The sequence below is a fragment of the Desulfoferrobacter suflitae genome (genome assembly GCF_022603395.1).
Classification (GTDB): Bacteria; Desulfobacterota; Syntrophobacteria; order Syntrophobacterales; family Syntrophobacteraceae; genus Desulfoferrobacter; species Desulfoferrobacter suflitae.
On record NZ_JAIBKA010000015.1, the window covers coordinates 78,271 to 98,704 of the forward strand.

The 20,434-nt window shown below is 53.4% G+C and carries 16 protein-coding genes and 2 tRNA genes; 9 read left to right on the forward strand and 9 right to left on the reverse strand.

Annotation, left to right across the window (positions count from 1 at the left end):
* Positions 1 to 8: 8 nt before the first annotated feature.
* Entirely contained in the window at positions 9 to 1,868 is a 1,860-nt protein-coding gene (gene iorA / locus K1V27_RS20560) for an indolepyruvate ferredoxin oxidoreductase subunit alpha (RefSeq protein ID WP_258932131.1), read from the forward strand.
* A gap of 15 nt (positions 1,869 to 1,883) precedes the next feature.
* Positions 1,884 to 2,498, forward strand: coding sequence for an indolepyruvate oxidoreductase subunit beta (locus tag K1V27_RS20565; protein ID WP_258932132.1), 615 nt, complete (start codon positions 1,884 to 1,886; stop codon positions 2,496 to 2,498).
* 58 nt (positions 2,499 to 2,556) lie between these two features.
* Here the strand turns inward: K1V27_RS20565 and K1V27_RS20570 are convergent, their stop codons facing one another.
* From K1V27_RS20570 to K1V27_RS20580, 3 genes are read right to left on the reverse strand one after another with little or no spacing between them, the layout of a single operon-like run.
* Positions 2,557 to 2,796, reverse strand: a complete 240-nt coding sequence (locus K1V27_RS20570; protein WP_258932133.1) for a hypothetical protein — start codon at positions 2,794 to 2,796, stop codon at positions 2,557 to 2,559.
* 26 nt (positions 2,797 to 2,822) lie between these two features.
* The gene (locus K1V27_RS20575; protein ID WP_258932134.1) at positions 2,823 to 7,532 is read right to left on the reverse strand and encodes a hypothetical protein; all 4,710 of its coding nucleotides are present in this window, start codon (positions 7,530 to 7,532) and stop codon (positions 2,823 to 2,825) included.
* A 28-nt stretch (positions 7,533 to 7,560) separates the two neighbouring features.
* Positions 7,561 to 8,175, reverse strand: a complete 615-nt coding sequence (locus tag K1V27_RS20580) for a VanZ family protein (protein ID WP_258932135.1) — start codon at positions 8,173 to 8,175, stop codon at positions 7,561 to 7,563.
* Between the two features lie 177 nt (positions 8,176 to 8,352).
* On the opposite strand from K1V27_RS20580, the gene K1V27_RS20585 reads away from it, so the two are divergent.
* The 3 genes from K1V27_RS20585 (at position 8,353) to gpmI (ending at position 12,078) form a co-directional block, all read left to right on the forward strand.
* Positions 8,353 to 9,159 (forward strand): trypsin-like peptidase domain-containing protein, encoded by an 807-nt coding sequence (locus K1V27_RS20585; RefSeq protein ID WP_258932136.1) that lies wholly within the window; start codon positions 8,353 to 8,355, stop codon positions 9,157 to 9,159.
* A gap of 14 nt (positions 9,160 to 9,173) precedes the next feature.
* Complete coding sequence (locus K1V27_RS20590; RefSeq protein ID WP_258932137.1) at positions 9,174 to 10,334, forward strand: S1C family serine protease; 1,161 nt, start codon at positions 9,174 to 9,176, stop codon at positions 10,332 to 10,334.
* Between the two features lie 85 nt (positions 10,335 to 10,419).
* Entirely contained in the window at positions 10,420 to 12,078 is a 1,659-nt protein-coding gene (gene gpmI, locus K1V27_RS20595; RefSeq protein WP_258932138.1) for a 2,3-bisphosphoglycerate-independent phosphoglycerate mutase, read from the forward strand.
* 176 nt (positions 12,079 to 12,254) lie between these two features.
* Here gpmI and K1V27_RS20600 read toward each other — a convergent pair whose 3' ends face one another.
* From K1V27_RS20600 to K1V27_RS20610, 3 genes are all read right to left on the reverse strand, one after another.
* The gene (locus tag K1V27_RS20600) at positions 12,255 to 13,685 is read right to left on the reverse strand and encodes a CDP-archaeol synthase (RefSeq protein WP_258932139.1); all 1,431 of its coding nucleotides are present in this window, start codon (positions 13,683 to 13,685) and stop codon (positions 12,255 to 12,257) included.
* 46 nt (positions 13,686 to 13,731) lie between these two features.
* Complete coding sequence (yhbY, locus tag K1V27_RS20605) at positions 13,732 to 14,172, reverse strand: ribosome assembly RNA-binding protein YhbY (protein ID WP_258932140.1); 441 nt, start codon at positions 14,170 to 14,172, stop codon at positions 13,732 to 13,734.
* 226 nt (positions 14,173 to 14,398) lie between these two features.
* On the reverse strand, positions 14,399 to 15,718 hold the full coding sequence (locus K1V27_RS20610; RefSeq protein WP_258932142.1) for a sigma-70 family RNA polymerase sigma factor: 1,320 nt from the start codon (positions 15,716 to 15,718) through the stop codon (positions 14,399 to 14,401).
* A 336-nt stretch (positions 15,719 to 16,054) separates the two neighbouring features.
* Here K1V27_RS20610 and K1V27_RS20615 point away from each other — a divergent pair.
* Together K1V27_RS20615 and K1V27_RS20620 are read left to right on the forward strand one after the other, a co-directional pair.
* A tRNA-Ser gene (locus tag K1V27_RS20615) sits at positions 16,055 to 16,147 on the forward strand.
* 28 nt (positions 16,148 to 16,175) lie between these two features.
* Positions 16,176 to 16,268, forward strand: a tRNA-Ser gene (locus tag K1V27_RS20620).
* A gap of 62 nt (positions 16,269 to 16,330) precedes the next feature.
* On the opposite strand, the gene K1V27_RS20625 is transcribed toward K1V27_RS20620, so the two are convergent.
* Positions 16,331 to 16,654 (reverse strand): SLC13 family permease, encoded by a 324-nt coding sequence (locus K1V27_RS20625; protein ID WP_258932143.1) that lies wholly within the window; start codon positions 16,652 to 16,654, stop codon positions 16,331 to 16,333.
* Positions 16,655 to 16,932: 278 nt separating this feature from the next.
* On the opposite strand from K1V27_RS20625, the gene K1V27_RS20630 reads away from it, so the two are divergent.
* Entirely contained in the window at positions 16,933 to 17,136 is a 204-nt protein-coding gene (locus K1V27_RS20630) for a hypothetical protein (RefSeq protein ID WP_258932144.1), read from the forward strand.
* The gene (locus tag K1V27_RS20635; RefSeq protein ID WP_258932145.1) at positions 17,108 to 17,374 is read left to right on the forward strand and encodes a Txe/YoeB family addiction module toxin; all 267 of its coding nucleotides are present in this window, start codon (positions 17,108 to 17,110) and stop codon (positions 17,372 to 17,374) included. The genes K1V27_RS20630 and K1V27_RS20635 overlap by 29 nt, the downstream gene beginning before the upstream one ends.
* A gap of 259 nt (positions 17,375 to 17,633) precedes the next feature.
* Here the strand turns inward: K1V27_RS20635 and K1V27_RS20640 are convergent, their stop codons facing one another.
* Positions 17,634 to 18,302 (reverse strand): hypothetical protein, encoded by a 669-nt coding sequence (locus K1V27_RS20640; protein ID WP_258932146.1) that lies wholly within the window; start codon positions 18,300 to 18,302, stop codon positions 17,634 to 17,636.
* 83 nt (positions 18,303 to 18,385) lie between these two features.
* A complete protein-coding gene (gene brxL / locus K1V27_RS20645; RefSeq protein WP_258932147.1) occupies positions 18,386 to 20,362 on the reverse strand; it encodes a BREX system Lon protease-like protein BrxL in 1,977 nt (658 codons plus the stop codon).
* Between the last annotated feature and the right edge of the window lie 72 nt (positions 20,363 to 20,434).

Below are 20,434 nucleotides of genomic sequence, written 5' to 3' on the forward strand. Positions count from 1 at the left end.
AGATTGCAATGCATGAGTTGTTAATGCCTAAAGACGACAGAAAACAGCTGCTCCTGGGAAATGAGGCCATCGTGCGCGGCGCCCTGGAAGGCAACGTCAGATTTGTTGCCGCTTACCCGGGAACCCCGTCATCTGAGATTATCGACCGTTTTTACCAGGTTGCGGCGGAGGCCGAAGTCTATGTCGAGTATTCCGTCAATGAGAAGGTTTCCATGGAAACCGCCTGCGCCGCAGCAGTCTCCGGCGTGAGGAGCCTTTGCTCCATGAAGCATGTGGGGCTCAACGTGGCCGCCGATGCTTTCATGACCCTGGCTTATGTGGGAGTCAAGGCGGGCATGGTCATAGTCGTGGCCGATGATCCCTCTTTGCATTCCAGCCAGAACGAGCAGGACAACCGCTATTATGCCAAGATGGCAGGTGTGCCGATGCTGGAACCGGCTACGCCGGAAGAGGCCAAAGCCATGACGCTGGCGGCGCTGGATTTGTCAGAAAAATATCAAATTCCCGTTATCCTGCGCACCACGACGCGGGTCAATCACTGCCGCGCACCCGTTACCCTGGGATCTCTCCCGGACGAATCACCCAAGGCAAAATTCACCAAGGATCCCTTTAATCTCGTGGTTGTTCCCATGGTGGGTCGCAAACTGCACCTGGCTCTGCTGGAAAAGCTGCAGAAACTGCAAAAGGAGGCCGAAGAGAGTCCCCTCAACCATTCCACCGGCGACGGCAGATGGGGGGTCATCACCAGCGGAGTATCTTACCTTTATGTGCTGGATGCCGTCAGAGAGCTTGGTCTCACTGATCGAGTCAAGATTCTCAGGGTAGGTTTCTCTTACCCTCATCCCAGGAAGACCATCGCAAATTTTCTGCAGGGTCTTGAGAAGGTTCTGGTGGTTGAAGAACTGGAGCCTTTCCTGGAAGAAATCGTCAAGGTGGTGGCTCAGGAAGAAGGGCTTGCCGTCAAGATCGCCGGTAAAGGAGGCGGGTTGATTCCACGCGCCTTTGAACTTGATTCGGCCAAGGTTAAACAAGCGATGAAGACCTTTTGGGGAATCGCATATGAGGCTCCCCGGCTATTCAGTGTACCGGAGCTTCCCCAACGCCCCCCCAATCTCTGCCCCGGCTGCCCCCACCGGGCAACCTATTACTCCGTCAAGAAGGTCTTTGGCGAAGAAGCCGTCTATCCTACTGATATAGGCTGTTATACGCTGGGCTTGCTGCCGCCTCTGGGCATGGCGGATTTTCTCATCTGCATGGGATCCAGTGTTGCGACCGCCGGAGGGTTCAGCAAAGTTTTGGATCAACCAGTGGTGGCTTTCATCGGCGACTCCACATTCTTTCATGGCGGCCTGCCGGGACTGGTCAATGCCGTCAGTCATGACCACCGCATCCTCCTGGTGATTCTCGATAATGGAACCACAGCCATGACCGGACACCAGCCTCACCCCGGAGTGGAATTGACTGCCGAAGGCAAGAAGGCCCCCAAGGTGAGTCTGGAGGGAATCGTGCGCGGCTGCGGCGCAGAGCGCGTGGTGACGGTGAATCCGCTGCAGACCCAAAAGACTCAGGAAGCTCTGGAGCAGATCCGCAACCAAATGAAGGACCCGGGTGTTTCCGTGCTGATTTCCAAGAGTCCCTGCCCGCTCTTTGAGCGACGCATGACCCACAAGAAGCAGAAAGTCGTTTTTAAAGTCGACGCCTCCTGCGACCTGTGCAAGAAGTGCCTGACTGAGTTGGGTTGCCCGGCCTTTGTCTGGGAACAGACCCCAACCCGCGAGTGCATTCAAATCAATGCAGCCCTCTGCAGCGGGTGCAGTGTCTGTGCCCAGATGTGCAAATCCATACAACCGGAAAAAATATCCACATAACAAGAGGACAATCCGATGCCCCTGGACAACAAAGCTTTTGATGCAATACGCATATTCTTTACCGGAGTGGGAGGTCAGGGCACTCTGCTGGCCACGCGACTGGTGGGAGAGGCAGCTCTGCAGCAAGGAATCCCCGTTTGCCTGAGTGAAATTCACGGGATGGCTCAAAGAGGAGGGGTGGTTGAATCTTCAGTTGTTGTTGGAAATAGAGCGAGCCCGACCATTGCGGACGGAGAAGCCGATATCCTGATGGCGTTTGAGCCCCTCGAAGCCGCACGGGCCCTGCCCAAATGCCGCAAAGAGACGGTGCTCATCACCAGCACGGTTCCCATCGTGCCTTTCACCGTGGCCGTGGGGCAGAGCACCTACCCGGATTTAGCTCAATTGTATGCGCTACTCGAAGGCAGCGTAGCGCGCCTCATCAAAGTCGAGGCGGCCGTCCTCGCCAGCCGGGCGGGTTCAGAAAAAGCTGCCAACATCGTGATGACAGGAGTGCTCGCCGCCCTCAACCAACTGCCAATTTCCCGGCAAAACTGGCAGGAGGCGCTGAGAAGAACCATCCCCGAGCGCTTTTTAGCGCTGAATAAAAAAGCTTTCGAACTGGGCTGGCAATTCGGGTTGCAGGTATGAATTGGTATTTCCTGGGGCAGGCTCATCAGCCTGCCCTGTTTGATTGTCGCCTGTTCTCTCAGTTTTCTTTTTGGATAGCCTCCCTGATTCGGCTGTCGACATATTCCCTGAGCGCTTTTTCAACGCTCGCTTTCGTGGCTTCGAGCCTGGCGCGTTGTTCCGCAGACTCATAACAGCCGCTGAATTCATTTGCGAGGCCACAGTCCCAGTCATTGCAGGCACTCACCGGAGCACTCTTAATTTCTTTCTTGATCTGCAGGTATTGTTCAATTGCATCGAGAATTCTTCCAGAGTCCATGACTATCTCCATAGGGTTCGCTCGGATCAGGATTCCATCTGTTGTGATTTGAGGTGGATGAACTCGGCTATCAACGACTCGTATTCTTTACCCACATACGAACGACGGGCCAGCAACTCATGCTTGAGCTCATTCCAGTAACCCACAAGACTTTCCCGCGAGGTGAACTCATTGATACGTTGATATATTGAATCCAAATAGCGTTCGCGCAATCGAGTGCGGTGAAAATCGCACATTTCCTCCAGCAGGGAGCTCTGCTCCTCCGTGAATTGCAGTTCCTGCCGTTTCCCCTCTATTTCCTCCTGAATCGCCTGGAACTCGAAGAAATGCAACGTGGCACTCAACCGATTCTGGATCTCCCTGAGGGCCGCATCATTGATCTTTTCCTGCTGGAGCCGGTACGCCTCAGCCAGCTCTCGTTCCAGATCCCCGGTATCGTAAGGGAGCACTTCCTGCAGATTCCGGATCATCGATTTGAACTGCTTGGCGAGCTCCTCATGATTCCACTGAGACTTGAGGGTGTGGATCATTTCATCCAGCTGCACCGCCTCCTGATAGTGCACTTTGATGGCCGGTTGATGCTGGCTTTGCAGAAAATACAGACCACCATAACATTGCGGCAGGTAAAAGGACTCCTCAACCTCAGCACAGCTTTCCGGCAGATGGATGTGTTCAAGCAAGAGCTTCAGCACCTCCCGGCGTTGCTCCACCATTTGGCTGATATGGCGAAAGCTGATCAATCCATTGCGAACCTCTTCGCCAAAATGATGGTGAAACGCGCGAAACGCAATGAGCAACAGCTTCAGACATGCTTTCGGCTGCAAAAAATTACTGAGGGGATGGAAGTCGTAGATCCTCATTCCAGCCCCGAGGTGATCTAAGCAATAAAGCAGGTAGTTGCGCATTTCCAGTTGGAGTGAACAGACCAGACCTAGAATGGCAAGGGCGGTTTGCAGCTGCTTTTCAAAAGCAGCCAGTCCGACACTCTTCAGTTTCTTCTTGTGGTATATGAAATTGACGGGCATGTCCAATTCATACATTTGGATGTCCTGATAATCGACCCAGGTAGCTCCCATCAGTTTCAACAGCCTTTCAACGGCGGCAATCTGGCGCCCTCGCCACAAGGCGGGATCCTCGATATCACCATCGATAAATCCGCACTGGCGTGTCGGCTCTACGGTAAACAGGCAGGTTCGCGGAGAATGCGCCGAGGAGTCTGCCAACAGGGCATCCCCGGTTTCCCGAAACACTTCCTTGAGCCAGGCTTGCCAGTTGCTATTGGATTTTATGATTTCGAGGGCCACGGCCCTGAAAGATAGAAACGTGTCCAGCAGGTCGGCGATCATCAGCCCTTCCTGGACGGCAGCGGCAGCCAGGATGGCATGCAGCACAAACGCATCCAGCATGCGGTCGTCTTGGTTGATGGTCAGTTGTTCCAGAGCCGTGATCGGCTCTTCCCCCTGAACAACATGCCCGAAAAGCCCATGGTAGCGCACCAGCATAATGACCAACTGCTCGACCCGAGCCCCCACCTGGTACTTTTCAAGCATCCTGGAACCTTCCAGGATCAGTGCTCCGGCTTCGGCATGGGTCCACCAGTCCGCTGCGGCGGGCAACACGTCACCATAAATACCGATCTTGCCGATCTCCTGAAACAGCAACGCAAGTGTGAGCGCCTGATAAATAGTGGAGCGTTGCTGCACATGATCGACCAAATACTCGAGTGTTTCCATTTGTGCATGGGTTGCCCCGATACCCTCTTCAGCCAACGGACCGAATTCCTGTTTGGCCAACTGGTAAAACGTGTTGCGGTCCTGGAATGCATTGCGATCCTTGATAATCAATGCCTGGAATTTTTCCAGACAACGCATGACGTAGGCCCCCAGCGACTGTTTCTGGCGCGTCGGCCAGTTTTCGATAAGGCTGCCAAAGGCTTTAAATTCCGGCAGGTTGAAGGCGAGAATCTCGGGGCAGTGTTTGGCAAGCACACTGATGTTGTCATAGATTTCCTCAGGAACAAAAATCTGATTACGCAAAACAAATTGCAGTCGTTGCTCGAGCTCCTCGATCTCCCGATTCTTGTCACCAACCCCGGCCGCCTGCCCAAGCAGATCACATTGCAGTTCACACCCCTCCCGGTCGAGATACTGGTGAAAGCTGTCCAGTTCTGAAAAGAGTCGCTCCATATCCTGCAGATTTCTCAGGGAAATGCCACGCAATTCCTGCGATTCGAGATGGGCCAGCAAGACCTCAATCTGGTGGATGTTTTCATCCACATCCACAAAGGAAACATCAATCGCTCGCGTCTGGTGGTTGTACATCATGCGAATGCCGCTGTCGAATATGAAAGCGGGACGGTCTTCCATCAGAGTCTGCTGAATGTCTTCGAAAAATTTTGGCTTCAGCCGATCGATGGGTAGGCGCAGCAGAGTCTCTCTTATCTTGCTGAGTCGCTGTTCGTAGCGATCTTGGGGGATGCCGGTTAACAGGGGGTTGAAGTTGATGATGTGTCGCTTGGAAGAATTGACTACGATCCAAAGGAGGATAAAGCCCGCCTTAGTTCCAAGCCTGGGGAAAAGGTGTCCGGTACCGTGAAACTCTGTGTTCAAGAACTGGCGAAAGAAATAGAGCTTCCCAAATACGTAGTCTCCCAGGAATTTCTGCTTAAAAAGATCGGCAGTGTGCGCTAATGTCAGGGCTTCTTCAAGTCCGGCCAGTTTGGCCGGCTGATAATCGCAGAAGACCTCTTTTTGAAAAATGTTTGCATCAAGAAACTCCTGCCAGCTGTCGAGAAATTCAAACAGATTGAAAAACTTCAACATTTCACGAATCGCTTTGTTTTGCGCCCCGCCCATGGCGCTGATGCGAATATCGTGCAGCTTTTCCCAATTTAGATTGGGATCGGTAGCAACATAGATGGCATCATCGTAGAGCCGGTACAACTCCCTGGCCTGTTCCCCGGTGAATGCATCCCCAAAAGCGGCGGCTATTTCAGCCATGCTCATGAGCCGGCAGACGCGAAGTTGGCTGAGTATGTCCTGATAGTTGCCTTCTTTGGCTTTGTCGGTAATGGGTTGCAGGGTTCGGGCCGGAAGCTTGCCGAACACAATACGACTCATGGTGGTATGCCCGACGACGATGAGCAGCATTTCCCGCAGTTGCTCGGGCGACAATCCCTGCAAGGAAAGCTTATGGATATTTTCCAGCACGCGGGTGTTCTGACCGTTGATCTGGTCCGGGTTTAAGCTCTCTCGGATCTTCTCGAGCCGGGGGATTTGTCCGAGCAACTGCAATATGGCCTCAAAATTTCGGTTTCTGGCACGAAACGGATTGGCCAGACGAGCTCTTTCCAGCTCTGAAAGCTTCGGGAAGTCGTTGTCGCGAATCTGGGCAAGGGTGTGAAGCACGTCCAACATGTAACGGAACGTGTCACGATATTCCGCTATCAATTGGAGGCTGCATCCCTGCATGCCGGAAGCCTTGACTTCCTCCTCAAGCGAGTCGAGGGAGACTTTCGGCTGCCGCGGACGTCCCACCAAAACAGACAGGCTTTCCGGCAACCGGCAGTCCAACTCCAGCCGATCCTGCCAGTGCAGCCGTTTGCGATTGGCGTGCTGGCGCTGACTATAGCTGCTCTCGAAGTAGGTTTCGACCACCGATTTCCACTTTTTCACCGGATCTTTGATGAAAGCTTGCGGCAACCGAAGATTGAGATAGGGGAGCCGATCAATGTCCTCGATACTGAGTTCTTCGGGTTTCCTGGCACCGAGCAGGCGCTTGAGCTGAGGTTCCGAAAAGGCAAACCGGTTCAAGTAATAATGCAAGTCCGAAGTGTGGACTTTCAGCTCCCCGTCAGAATTCGTTGCATACTTCCTCTTGGTCTTATAAATATGGGTAAATAAGAGAAAAAACTTGAACTCTTCGGTACTCTTAAAACGCGCGCGGCACAGCTGATCGCCTTTGGGCCCCGCGGAATTGGCCAGCATGACGAGCTTACCGTTGGATTCCAGCAGATCGTAGATCCTGCCCGCCAAATACCCTGCGTAGTTTATCACCCGCCGCTGAGTCATGGGACTCTTGGCGGCCCTGGGCAATTGCTGCTCGAGCAGAAACTCGAAAATATCCTTGGGGATGACAGCAATATCCAGCGGCAACCGCCAGGAACGGATCTTGTCGATGCTCTCGAAAAGAAAAATTTGGTGGCTGGAGAGCCGCGCCGTCAATTCATGTACGATCAAATCATGGCCGGCTGTCAGAAGCCCGATGTCCAACCTTTCGGTGCCGGTTTCCAGGGCATGCTGCAGGATGAGTGCCTCTATCTCATCCCCTTTGGTCTTGATGTCCCGCAGTGAGTGAGCCACCAGGTTGATGGGAATCAAAAAGTAGCGCTTCCCGGCCGAACTGAAACGAATCAGCAGGCCCAGTTTATGATAGATGGCATTGAGTTTTTTTGAATGGCGGCCAAGTTCGATGATATCCTGATAGTTGACCCCCTCGAGAAAGTCGGTATCCGCTCTGCTCAAAGCGGTTTGTTCGATCAAGCCAAGCCCGTAGGCATTGCCGCCCAATCTGCTGGGAAGAAAACTCGGATGGTCTTCGGCGGCAAATGTTCCTATGGGGACATCTTGCGGATCGATGCCGTAACGCGCATACTCTTCCGGGTTGATCAAGCGGAAGAAGGTGTCCTGCTGATCAAGGTGCTTCGACGGTCGGGATGCCTGCCTTTCCTGCATCATGGGTCCTTCAGATCTATCCTTTCACGCATCAGGCTATGGGTTCATCCCCCATGGCCCTGACTGAACAGCTCCGGCGAAAGCGCCTGCCCAAAAAAAATATCGAGCAGCCCAGAGAGAGGCCGATAAAATCAAGCAGCAAATCAAAACAGCTGGGCATTCTACCGGGAATGAAAGACTGGTGTATTTCATCCGAAACGGCGAAGGCCATTCCCCCTGCCAAAACCCTGCGGATTAAAGGCGCCGCACCCCGAGAAGGTAGCATGGCGTGCCCCATCCAGCAAAAAAATATGGCAAGGAAAGCGTATTCCACAGGGTGAAAAAAATTGACGTTGATCCCCACATCCGCACCGCTAAAGGATTCGTTGGAGAGCGAATAAATGAACAGGCAATAAATCGCTGCGGGCACCCAGTGGTGCAGCATCCTGGGACCGACTCTGCCGCCACTGGAGCGCACGACCACCGCATGCAACGTTCCCATGACCAGCAGAGCAATGGGTAAGATCATCTGTCTTGGCTCGAGCCCGAATACCGCGGCCGCTCCTGCGGCACCCAGCACCTGCGCCCCGTAGAGCAGGGCTATCCAGGTCCATGGCTCCACCTGAGCCAATGCAGCCATCTTTTCTTTGGTCAGCGCAAAGTTCATGCTGACAGAGCGACTCCTTCTTTCCGATATATCGGCACATATCGTTCACCACCGCATGGGTTTGTCCACCGGCCTACTTTTTAAACTATACAGGTCGAACACAGAAGCTTTATATTTAAAAATTGTGAATAAAGTTGAATGACGCGAGTTCAGTCGGCCGCCGGAGGATACCCAGTCATGTTGATGTGCAAACTGAAGGGTTGGTTTGAAACCTTCGCACTTCTGCTTTGGACAACGCACATGTTGATGTGCTGCCACCCAGGCGCAGCCTTCGCCTTCACCCAGGAAGAAATGAACACCATGGCCGTCTACAAAGCGGTCGCGCCTTCCATCGTGAACATCACCGCAACCACTCTCACCTATGACTTTTTCCTGCGGCCCTTTCCTGAGGCGGGCAGCGGCTCGGGGATAATCTTCCGAGAGGACGGCACCATCATCACCAACTACCATGTGGTGGCCGGGGCGAAACGCATTGAAGTGACCTTGTCGGACGGCAGCCACTGGGATGCCCGGATAATCGGGGCTTCCCCCAATGACGACCTGGCCGCCATCCGTATCGAAGTTCAGGGACGCACACTTCAGGCCATCCACCTTGGTGACTCGGACCACCTCGAGGTGGGCGAAAAAGTCCTGGCCATAGGCAACCCGTTCGGCCTGGGACAGACTCTGACGGTCGGGGTTGTCAGCATGCTGGGGCGCAACATCCGAGACAACGGGCGCATACTCAAGGATCTTATCCAAACCGATGCATCAATTAATCCGGGAAACTCGGGAGGAGCCATGGTCAACGCCGGAGGCGAACTGGTCGGGATCAATACGGCCATCTTGAGTCCTACCGGGAGCAGCATCGGCATCGGCTTTGCCATCCCGGTGAACAAGGTCAAGCAGGTTGTACCCGGAATGCTCTCCTTCTGGGGAAGGTGGCTCGGCTGGATTCTTGCCGTGCTGTTAGTTTACTGGCTGTTTCGTAAGATTTATCGTTGAGAAGAAGGGACGCTATGAGACAAACATCCCAATCCATTTTCTTCGCTACGAACCCTTTCACGCCCGGCGGTTGGAAACCCTGGCGGCCGTCTTCCTGGCCAAGGATGCCGGCTGCATGGTCAATCTGGCTGTGCGTGGTGTTGCTCTCTGCCACCGCCTCTTTTGCTCTGACGGAGGATGAAAGAAACAACATCGAACTGTACAAGAGGCTTTCTCCGGGAGTGGTGAACATCACCAGCACCGTGCTGGAACGGGATTTTTTCTTCAACATTGTGCCTCGGCAGGGAACCGGTTCGGGTTCCATCATCGACACCAAGGGTTACATCCTGACCAACCATCATGTCATTGAGGACGCGCGGAAACTCGAAGTAACCCTGGCCAATGGCAAGAAATACACCGCCCGCTTCATCGGCTCCGATCCGAGCACGGACCTGGCCGTTTTGAAGATCGATGCTCCCAGCAGATATCTCAGCGTGATTCCCATGGGCTCGTCCCAAAACATCCAGGTGGGACAAAAAGTGTTAGCCATCGGGAATCCATTCGGTCTGGGTCAGACCCTTACCACCGGCGTGATCAGCTCCGTAGGGCGCACGTTGCGATCGACGAATGGAGCCCTGGTGGAAGATATCATTCAAACGGACGCTTCTATCAATCCCGGAAACTCAGGCGGGCCCCTGATCGATTCATCCGGGAAGATGATCGGCATCAACACCGCCATTTTCAGCCCCACCGGCGCCAACGTGGGAATCGGCTTCGCCATCCCTGTGGACACAGCGAAACGCGTCCTACAGGACTTGATCGAAAAGGGCCACTACGCCTATCCCTGGTTGGGGGCAACCCTCATGACCCTGTTCCCCGACTTTGCCGAGGCACTCAAGCTGCCGGTTACAAACGGGGCCATGATAGTTGATCTGGTGCCGGCAGGTCCGGCCGCCAAAGCGGGCTTGCGCGGTGGAGACAAACGGGCGCAAATTGGTAACAGTATCATCGTGGTCGGCGGCGACGTGATCACTGCACTCAACGGTCAAGCCATTGAAGATGCGGATTCGGTAATCCGGGAGATTCGCAAGATGCGGCCGGGAGATCGAATACGCCTGCAAATCGCACGCTGGGATGGCAGTCGCGATGAGGTGACGGTGATTCTTGGTGAGCAACCCCGTCGCTCCCGCTGGTAAACAGACAAAATCTTAGGGAAGCCCGATACGGCAATTCAGGGTGCCCGCTTTTGCGCACGATTGCACCCAGCTTGAAAGGAAATCAATGAACTCCGCACACCCCATTTTGACCAAACGTCATGCCAGACCCTTAACCATCGTGATCATGGATGGCATAGGCTATCGAGCCGAGCGGGAAGGGAACGCCGTCGCCGAAGGTTTTACACCGCATCTGGATTGGCTCCTGGAGAATTGTCCGTACACTCTGCTGAAAGCGCACGGGACGGCGGTGGGGCTGCCCTCGGATGAAGACATGGGAAATTCCGAAGTGGGTCACAACGCCATCGGAGCTGGACGGTTTTATCCTCAAGGGGCAAAACTTGTGAACCAGGCCATCGAATCGGGGCGCATTTTTGAAAGCAAAGCCTGGCGGCTGTTGGTCCGGTTTTGCCGCGAAAACCGTGGAACACTGCATTTTATCGGGCTCTTTTCCGACGGCAATGTGCACAGCAACTTGAGCCACCTCCGGGCCATGCTGCAGCATGCCGCATTTACCGACCAGCTCAGCAGAGCTCGCATCCATATTTTGCTGGACGGCAGAGACGTCCCTGAAACTTCGGCACTGGAATATGTCGATTCGTTCGAGTCCTTCCTGCAGGATCTCAATGACAAGGCGCTCGTAGACTATCGCATCGCAAGCGGCGGAGGGCGCATGGTCATCACCATGGACCGTTATCAGGCGGATTGGAATATGGTCGCCCTGGGCTGGCAGACCCACGTTGCAGGCGAAGGCCGTACGTTTTCCTCAGCCCGAGAAGCGATCGAGACATATCGCCGGGAGAACCCCGGAATCATTGACCAGAACCTGCCACCCTTTGTTATTGCCGACGCCTCCGGTCCGGTCGGCCCCATCCGAGATGGAGACTCCGTTGTCTTTTTTAATTATCGCGGTGATCGAGCGATCGAGATCAGTCTCGCCTTCGACCAGCAGGAGTTCGACAAATTCGAGCGCAATCCCCGCCCCCGAGTGAAGTACGCGGGCATGATGGAATATGACACGGAGGCTCACATTCCATCCAACTATCTGGTTGAGCCGCCTTATATCGAAAATACCATGGGGCAGCTGCTGTGTGAACGGGGCATCAGGCAAATGGCCATTAGTGAAACCCAGAAATTTGGTCACGTCACTTACTTCTGGAACGGCAACCGATCAGGCAAGTTTGACGAACAGCTGGAAGACTACATTGAAATACCTTCGGATAAGGGAGCTTTCGAAGACCGACCCTGGATGAAGGCGGCAGAAATCACCGACCGGGTCATTGGGGCCATTCACGGTGATCGGTACGATTTTATCCGACTCAATTTCGCCAACGGCGACATGGTTGGACACACCGGTATCTATCAGGCGGCGAGACTTGCCGTTGAGACGGTCGATCTATGTATCGGCAGACTGATGCGAGCCATACAAAAGACTGAAGGGGTACTGCTCATTACCGCCGACCATGGCAACGCCGACGAGATGTACGAAATCGATAAGAAGTCGGGGAAGACAAAGACCGATGAAACCGGCAGGCCAAGAGCCAAAACTGCTCATACCCTCAGTCCCGTGTGGTTTATCGTGTACGACCCCAGTGCTGATCGGGTAATCAAGATGAATACCGAAGTTAAAGACCCGGGGCTCACCAATATCGCAGCAACCTGCTTTCAACTGCTGGGCCTGGAACCGCCGGATCTGTACGATCCGCCCCTGCTCCTATTCGGGTAGCTTCTGCCCCGGGACCCTCCAGTACCACAACGAGGCTCTCGGCCCCTCTTCCCGGCGAACGGGGGAGAGGAGTTTTCCCTTCCCGGCCAGGCTCCCGGGCCGGAACGTCGCCACTGACACAAGACGAAACGGAAGCTGCCGGGTTGACCTTTGCGCAATCCCCCGGTTGGGAATGGCTACCCGGGAAGGTCGGCATCGCTTTGGGCTGGTGGAGAAAGTCCGCGCCGCAAAGTGATCAGTGCCACCTCTCCCTGGGAAAAAAAGCGCAAGGGCACCCCGGAAACACCCGCCCCATCGCTGGTGTACCCGGTCATCCCGCGATATTCCCAAATGCCTTTGCTGTAACGCCTTGGCGCGCGGCTGTGAGTGAAAAGTGGACCGATACGTGGTATCTGGATTTGGCCGGCGTGGCAGTGCCCGCACAGATAGAAGTTGGCACCAAACTTGTGGGCTGCGCGGTAGGCCTCATTGGTGTGAGCCAGAAGAATGCTGAAATCCCCCGCCGGGACTTGCTGGAAGGCCTGCTCCAGGTCATCGCAGCGATAGTAATGGGGATCATCCACTCCAATGAGCCAGATCTTCTCACCATTCCTTTCGATGGCCAGAGCATCGTTTATCAAGTAGGTCATCCCCTCTTCCTGAAGAGGCTCGACGATCTCCATGCAATCATGGTTGCCCAGGATCCCTATGATTCCGTCTTTGACCCGGATTTCAGGAAGCAAACGACGCATCCGGGCCATGCTCTCAACAAACGGACCATGCGTTTCCATTCTCAGGTCTCCCCCGATAACGCATAAATCAGCCGGCAGATCACGCACCAGGGACTGCAATTTTTCGGTCAAACCGCTGAGACCGTCCAGGTGCAAATCGGAAAGGTACAGGATCTTGTAGCCGTCAAACGCCTTGGGAAGCTGCGGAAAAGCAAAAGCAAGGCGCGACACTCTGATCTGCAGAGCATTCTGCAGACCTCTTTCGTAGACCCCCAGCAAACGGAAAAAAGATTTTAAGATGAGGTGATAATAGATGGCATCTTCGAAGTTGAGGAAGTGGTGCAACGGATGAGATGTGATCTGGCATGCGCGCAATTCGCGCAGGCGGACTCGTGAATTGACGGTGCGCCGATACCCCTCATAGGGCTTCTGCAATAAAATCCCTTTGAAAAAGCGTGAACCCAGGTAGGCTCCAACCGAAAATACCAGCGTCAGCAGAAGAACATCGCGTAAACTCAGGGAAACATAGGGCCCCACAACGGCCAACGGTAAAAGCCCCTCGAACACCTGGTCCAGGCCGAATACGGTACTGCCGGATGGAAAACTGCAACGACGCTTGACAAAACTGGACAGCAGGTCACCCGACATGCTCAAAATTCCCGTCAGGCATGCCAGCCAAAGGGGAAACCCCAGCGCCCAGCCGCCAACAACACCGGCCGCAATTCCCGCAAGAACCCCCCTCCGGGTCTTGTGCGGTCCCAGGAGAAACTGTCCATCCCGCAGCGTACAACCCCCATCGAGAGGTGCATTCCACTTGTCGCCAAGCAGATGTGCCAGCAGAGGAGGCGCAAAATTAATCAGCCAGAGAAGCAGCAGAATTTTTGTGTAAAGCAGCATTGGACCGCCATGCGTGAATCAGGAACGGAGGATTGCGCTGATAAGATCAGTCGGGCAGTTGAATTTTTCTGGTTTCACACGAAGCCAGGTAACAGGGTTCCGGTTCCCGGTACAGAAATACCGTCCGGCCTACCAGGTGGACATAGTGAGCACCCACCTGTTCGGCCAATTGCTCCGCCTGCTGCTTCTTGCCGGCTTCCTGCCTGGACAGACCGGACCATTTGACTTTGATCAATTCATGGCTCAGCAGTTGTCGGCGTACTTCCCCGATCACCGCTTCGCTGATTCCTTCCTGGCCTATCAGAACCACCGGTTTCAGGTGATGAGCCAGTCCCTTCAAGAATTTGCGTTGTTTGGCCGTCAACCTGCCGGGAGGATTGGGCGCCCAATTCAGTCGGGCAAGCTCCCTGGCACTGGTTGGCGCTTGCACGCCGGGATCTGCATTGCCTGTTCCATGTTCTTCGGCGAATCCATTCACCCTGTTCATGTCCTTTCCTTATGACCAGTCAGCCCAAGTCGTTCAGCGCAGCGCGTCGTGCATCAGCAGTTTGCCGTTCACAGCCCAGCGGGGAGTCAAACCTTGCCGCCATGCAACCACACCAACGAGCAAAGCCCGGAATTTCATCCAGCGAATGCCGGTAACGAAATCCGGGCTCTCTGACCGGTAACGTTTTGGATAAATCGGTTCCAGCAGCCTGCATTAAGCCTGGCAACTATTCCATGAACGTTTTCAGCGAAGACTGCCGATTCGGATTGCGCAACTTGCGCAACGCCTTCTTCTCGATTTGTCGAATGCGTTCTTTCGACACATTAAAGCTCTTGCCGATCTTTTCCAATGTCTCGGCGGGCTGCCCGTCAAGCCCGAAGCGCAGACGCAAAATCTTCTCTTCGCGCGGCTGCAGGGTCGACAGAAGCGATCGCGTCACTTCCGCCAACTGCTTGTCCGAACATTCTTCCAGGGGCGATGCCGCCCGCTCGTCTTCAATGAAATCCCCCAGACGCTGCTCGTCCTCTCCAATGGGAGTCTCCAGGGAAATGGGCTGGGCCGCCAGGGTCAGCACCATTTGCGCCTTATCCAACGGAATATCGGCACGGTCGGCAATTTCCTGCGCTGTGGGCTCCCGCCCCAGTTCCTTCAAGAGTTCGTAGAATACCTTGAAAAATAGATTCTTCAGCTCTATGAAGTGCACCGGCAAACGAATGGTTCTCGTCTTGTCGTAGATTCCTCTGATAATGCTTTGCCTGACCCACCAGGTGGCATAGGTACTGAACCGATTGCCTTTGGTATGGTCGTAGCGCCCCACAGCCTTCAAAAGCCCCAGATTGCCTTCCTGGATCAGGTCGTCGAAACTCATGCCCCTCCCGCGGTAACGCTTTGCCACGCTGAGCACCAAGCGCAAGTTCGCGCGCACCATCTCCTGCTTGGCAGCATCAACAGAGGCCATAATGTGGCGAACCTGAGAGAGCAAATCCGCATATAAAACTCGTTTGGGGTTCTCTTTGGCGGCCCGCTCCAGAGTGCGCAAAATGACTTTCAAGATCTTGTCGCGGACACCGGGGAACGATTTTTCATGGCTCAAAAGCTTTTGAACCTTATCGTCCAACTCCTCGAACAATTTGTTTTCTGCGGCGTGGCTGGCGACCATCTCCACCAGCAGTTCCTGGCCTTGACGAATCTTCTGTGCGAGTTCGATTTCGCGTTCCTGGGTCAGCAGAGGGTAGCTGGCAACCTCTTTAAGGTAGCAGGTTATGTGGTCCTCATCAAAATCATCACTGACCTGAAATTTCGCATCTGCGCCTTCTCCGTTCTCCTCATCTTCCCCGTCATTCTGTTCTGAACAGGAAGCAGCCTCATCATTCTCGCTCGTCTCTTCTTCTGCCCGGACAACTTCATCAAGCGCGAGGTCTTTCTCAGAATACTCTGAGTTGAGAGTATCTTCGGCTACGAGACCTTCGTACTCTTCCTGCATTTTCTTACGTTTGATGAAGAAATCGTAAGAAATGCATTTTTCGCTTGAATACATTTGCATCATGTCCCTCCAAATGTGGTAAGGTTAACGTCTCTGTAATCGTCAACCTTCTCCCCGCGAATTCATGGGGAGGTAAGAGCCGCAACGGCTCTTGCTCTATCAAAAAATCTAAGCATACTTAAGGGCTTAGTCAACGCTGGCGAATCAACGGTTGGGACTGAAGCGCAACATTATCCGGCGTTCGGAAAGCCCGATATATGCTCGGATGTAATCTTACATAATAACACCATATTTTTTATTGTCAAGAAGAAATATCCCCGATTGGCCGTTTTTTACAAACTAGCGCTTGACACATCAGGCTCCCGATGCTAATCTTGTGCTCCTTCCAGGGGTTGTTCCGGAGGGATGGCCGAGTGGTTTAAGGCGGCGGTCTTGAAAACCGTTGTTCCGTTAGCAGCGGGACCGTGGGTTCGAATCCTACTCCCTCCGCCAATGTAAAACCTCGCGCGTCACCCGTTGCGGAGAGATGGCCGAGTCGGCTGAAGGCGCTCGCCTGCTAAGCGAGTGTGGGGTGAAAGCTCCACCGAGGGTTCGAATCCCTCTCTCTCCGCCACCCAAGCCAATTTAGCCCCGCATCCGGTGGCCCGGATCACGGGGCTTTTCTTTTCATGGTACCTAATAAGGTACCTTCAGGTAGTCGCCGAAACGGTACCCGCCTGGGCCCATCACCAGAGTGTTGGCCGGATGCCCGACGGGACTCATGAACCTGGCGGAGGAAGCCAGAGCAACCACCATTCCGAGAGACTCGGCCGAAAACCCCAGATCAGCGGCTGTATCCAGTGCAATGGGCGCCATCAGCATGGCCACCGCCGCCGTGGGGATTATTTGGGCGGCGATTGCCGTCACCAGATACAGACCGGCGACCGGTTTCCAGGGTAAGGACCCGCCTCGCCCGACAATTGGTTTACGACCATGGTGTCCCTCCGGCCTCGGCGGCAAGGGCGTTGGGTGTATCCACCTCGGCGGTCAGCAAAATTACCAGGAGCACCGAACGATAAGTTGACAAATTCAAGAACGTCCCGGTATGCGTTCGATTAGATTCTGAGCTTTTGCTTTCCGGAGGAAGGTGCGCTATTATGGGATAGTAGAGGTTAAGCCCGTATGAGAGCAGAGCTACCTAAATACACAAAAAGTTAAATGGTTTGCAACTGCATAGCCTTAGAAAAGGCGACCGAAAATGCTCTACGGCTTTTTTGCTGATTAAAGGCAGGTGTATAATGGGTGAAATTCAATATATTTCGGACGAAAATAAAAACGTCACCGCGGTCATTGTACCCATTGATCTTTGGCGGGAGATTCAATCGGAGCGAGAGACGGCCTATTTGCTCAAGAGCGTGGCCATGAAACAACGATTACTCGAGGCCAGGTGTCGCAAGGAAGGCATTCCGCTGGATGAAGCCTGTGCGCAGCTTGGAATTTGACCCCGCCGCTTTTGAGGATCTGGCTTGGTGGGTTGAAAAGGACCGCAAGAAAGCCCTGCGAATCATCAAGCTCATCAAGCAAGTCCAGCGAGATCCTTTCAGTGGGGCTGGACAGCCGGAACCTTTGAAGCATGCGCTGTCCGGTTGCTGGTCTCGCCGTATAGACCAGGAGCACCGTCTGGTCTATGAAGTTGAAGAGAACAGAATCAGGATACTGGCCTGCCGCTATCACTACTGAACCGGGACGGCACTTCATCTGTCGTTCTCATGAATCGCATCCCCCCCCCCGAGCAAGTCAGATTAGTTCAAAAGAAAGCTCTGAGAAGTTCCAGCTTTTTTTATCTGAATGGCTTTGATTTTAGTACATTTTTGCGGTAATGTGGTACCTGTTTTTTAAGGAAACAATCTCGCTAGAAAATACAAAATCCAGCAGTCAACTGCGTCGAACTATCTATTATACTTCCAACCTAAATTTGGCGATTATGAGATAGATTAAATCAACAACATCGCAGTATGAAATACCATGAAATGGCAAGCTCTAGATCCCGCTTGTTCAAGTCAGGTGCGGTGAAACGAGATTTGACCCGAAAATTGGTGAGTCGCTCGGTCAACTTTTGGGAATGTTCCAGTTTCTTCTTTGCCAATAGCTTAAAGTAACGCTTATTTACCAGTTCCAATTGTTGACGTGTCCACCGGTAATCTTCTTCGGATATCCAATGCTTGAGCTTCTTAAAGGTACTTTTGAATGAAGCAGTATCTTCTTCCTCAAAAATCTCGGGAGCATATTGTATGGCCAACGATGCCCACGCTGCCGCCCAGCGCAAAGAGTGCTTAAAGTCACGCGTGCTGCATTCTTCTGGAAACCTGAGTGCCAAGTCGGCAAGCCTTGCAAATTCTTCTAAGGGAGAAGTTCTGATTTTCTTTTTGTCAACAAGCCATGTGCCTGTAGAAGTCATTAGGTTGGGGGCGGATTCAGTGAGCATAGGTTTTCCCTCCGCATTATCAGCAGATGACTTGTCTCTCCCATCCGCTGCAGTTTCCGGCGGCACAGGTCTCTTATGATCAACCTTTATTCTTTGTTTAGAGCGCTTTTTCTCTGAAAGTTTTGTATTGAGGCCGAGGGAATTTGCTGCTTCCGCCAGTTGCTCCTGGAAAGTCTTTTTCATCCTTTTCACTTTGAAGATATAGAGTTGGAGGACTACTTACCACTTGCGCTTCAAGAGATGTTTCCCATCTCTCATTCGTGATTTCACTTCACACGGGTGTAGGTAATTGCCGTTACCTTGCACTTGCGTTTGGTCTGGTCCATGAATCCGAGGGAAAACTTGTCCTCGGGCTTTTGGAAAATGTCCAGACCGCGGCCCAGCATGATCCGCCACCCTGAGTCCGTTTCGATCCACCGATCGTGGAGGTCATTGTCAAACTTGTACTCCAGCAGGATCTTGTCCTTCACCAACCCTTTTTTCAATTCTTCGAGTTTCCCCGTCAATTCAGCTTGCTGGTAGGGGTCGCAGCCAGTCACCAAATTCAGATTGAGCGGCTCTTCAGTTGGCTCCAGGATTTCGCAAAAACTCATCAGATTGTAGATCTGATACTGCAACCTGATATAAGGGTCGCAAAGCGTGACGGACTTGGCCCCGCGCAAATAGGGCACGAAGAGCTTTTCGTAAGAGATTCCTTTCTGCCCTTCGGCAATGTCAACAGTCATTTCTTCGGGCTTTCTGTCCGCAGACAGCGGGTCGATCTTCTGTTTTTCAATGGCCGCTGCAGGCTTTTCCTCCGGATGGGAGAGTTGAAACTCGTCGGGAAGCTCGCTCTTTATGGTGACCCACTTGAATTCAGCATCGATCTTGGATAGTTCGTCTCGGATCTGCTGTCGCATCCGCAGCGCCGGATTGACACAATACGTGGTAAACTCTTCGTCGCTGAGATTGAGGTCGGGGAAGAGTAGCTTCAGATAGCCTTCGGCCAGCCGTGATATGGCCTTATTGTCGCGCATGTCCTCACACTGCGGCAGGTGAAGACTTTGTGAAACATAATCGGCGTAGCGGAGATCCGTACGGAGCTCATGAAGCACTTCACTGAAGAAATCCCCCTTGAATCCAAGCGTTTTCGACGGCGTATTTTTCGATATGCGCGGCATGAACCACCCTTCGATCAAGCCGTGAATGCGGTCGATGAAAGCGGATTCCTGCAGGGCAACCGGCAGTTCCTTAAAAACTCCGTCGCTTTCATAGAGCGGCAAGCGGTTTGGCCCCAAAGTGATGTTTCCCAGCATGACAAAGCCGGATTCAGATGTCCCCAAGTCTCCTGTCGCCCGCCTGTACCGGCCGCTTTCCAGGTACATCTTCAAAGCAGCCATGGCTTCCCCGGCGGCGTCCGTATGGATTTTTTGTATTTCATCGACAACCACCACATCGTATCTAGGGATCAGGCCAAGCTGTTTGGTATTGCTGTTAAAAAAAAGGGCCGGGGCGGAAAGCTTACCTCCCGGAATGACCGCTGCGTACCGGCTGATATTGTCGAACACAAATGATTTTCCGGTGCCCTTGGGCGCCAGTTCCGTCAAGTTTACTCGTGGCTCTATGAGAGGAATGATCCGGCTCAACAGCAGCAATTTTTGCGACAGCCTCAAGACATCGGGATTGAACTGACAACTGGACACGAGAAGATCCACCCATTCATCTATGGTGAAGTGCTTGCGGGAATCGCGAAAGTACTCCAGGTCCACGCCGGGACTCTGAAACGCTTTGAAATCCACCATCCACACTTGCCCTTTTTTGACTTCTTCGCCGTCAGGGGGCACGTACCTCAGCGTTCCTAGTCCCCACATGCCGGTCTTCAAGAGCATCGGGTTGTTGTCAATGATATCCTTCTGAACCATTCCGCTATTGACGTCGAGCAAAGGTATGCTCAACTCATGGGTATTTCGATCCAGGTTCACGTTGACTCGAAAGTCATCCAGGATCCTGACCTCCTCCTGCTCCATGAGTCGATTGAGTATGGTGTTCTTGTCGGCTTTCTGCGGCAAAAAACGAGAAATGGTAGCGACAATTTCACTTCGGCCCTCTTCCGTAAGGTCATCTCCCTCCATGAATTGGCTGATGATCCATTCTCCCACGTAGACCGGAATAGCGCGCGCGCCGAATCCTGCCTTACCCATGAGTCCTTTGTTGATGACGACTTCACCGTAGTAATCTTTTGCTTTTTGCTCGAAAGAATTCATTCGACTCTTAGCTCCCCTTATGCACCCTCACCCCAACCCTCTCCCTCAAGGGAGAGGGAGCTATCGGCCAAG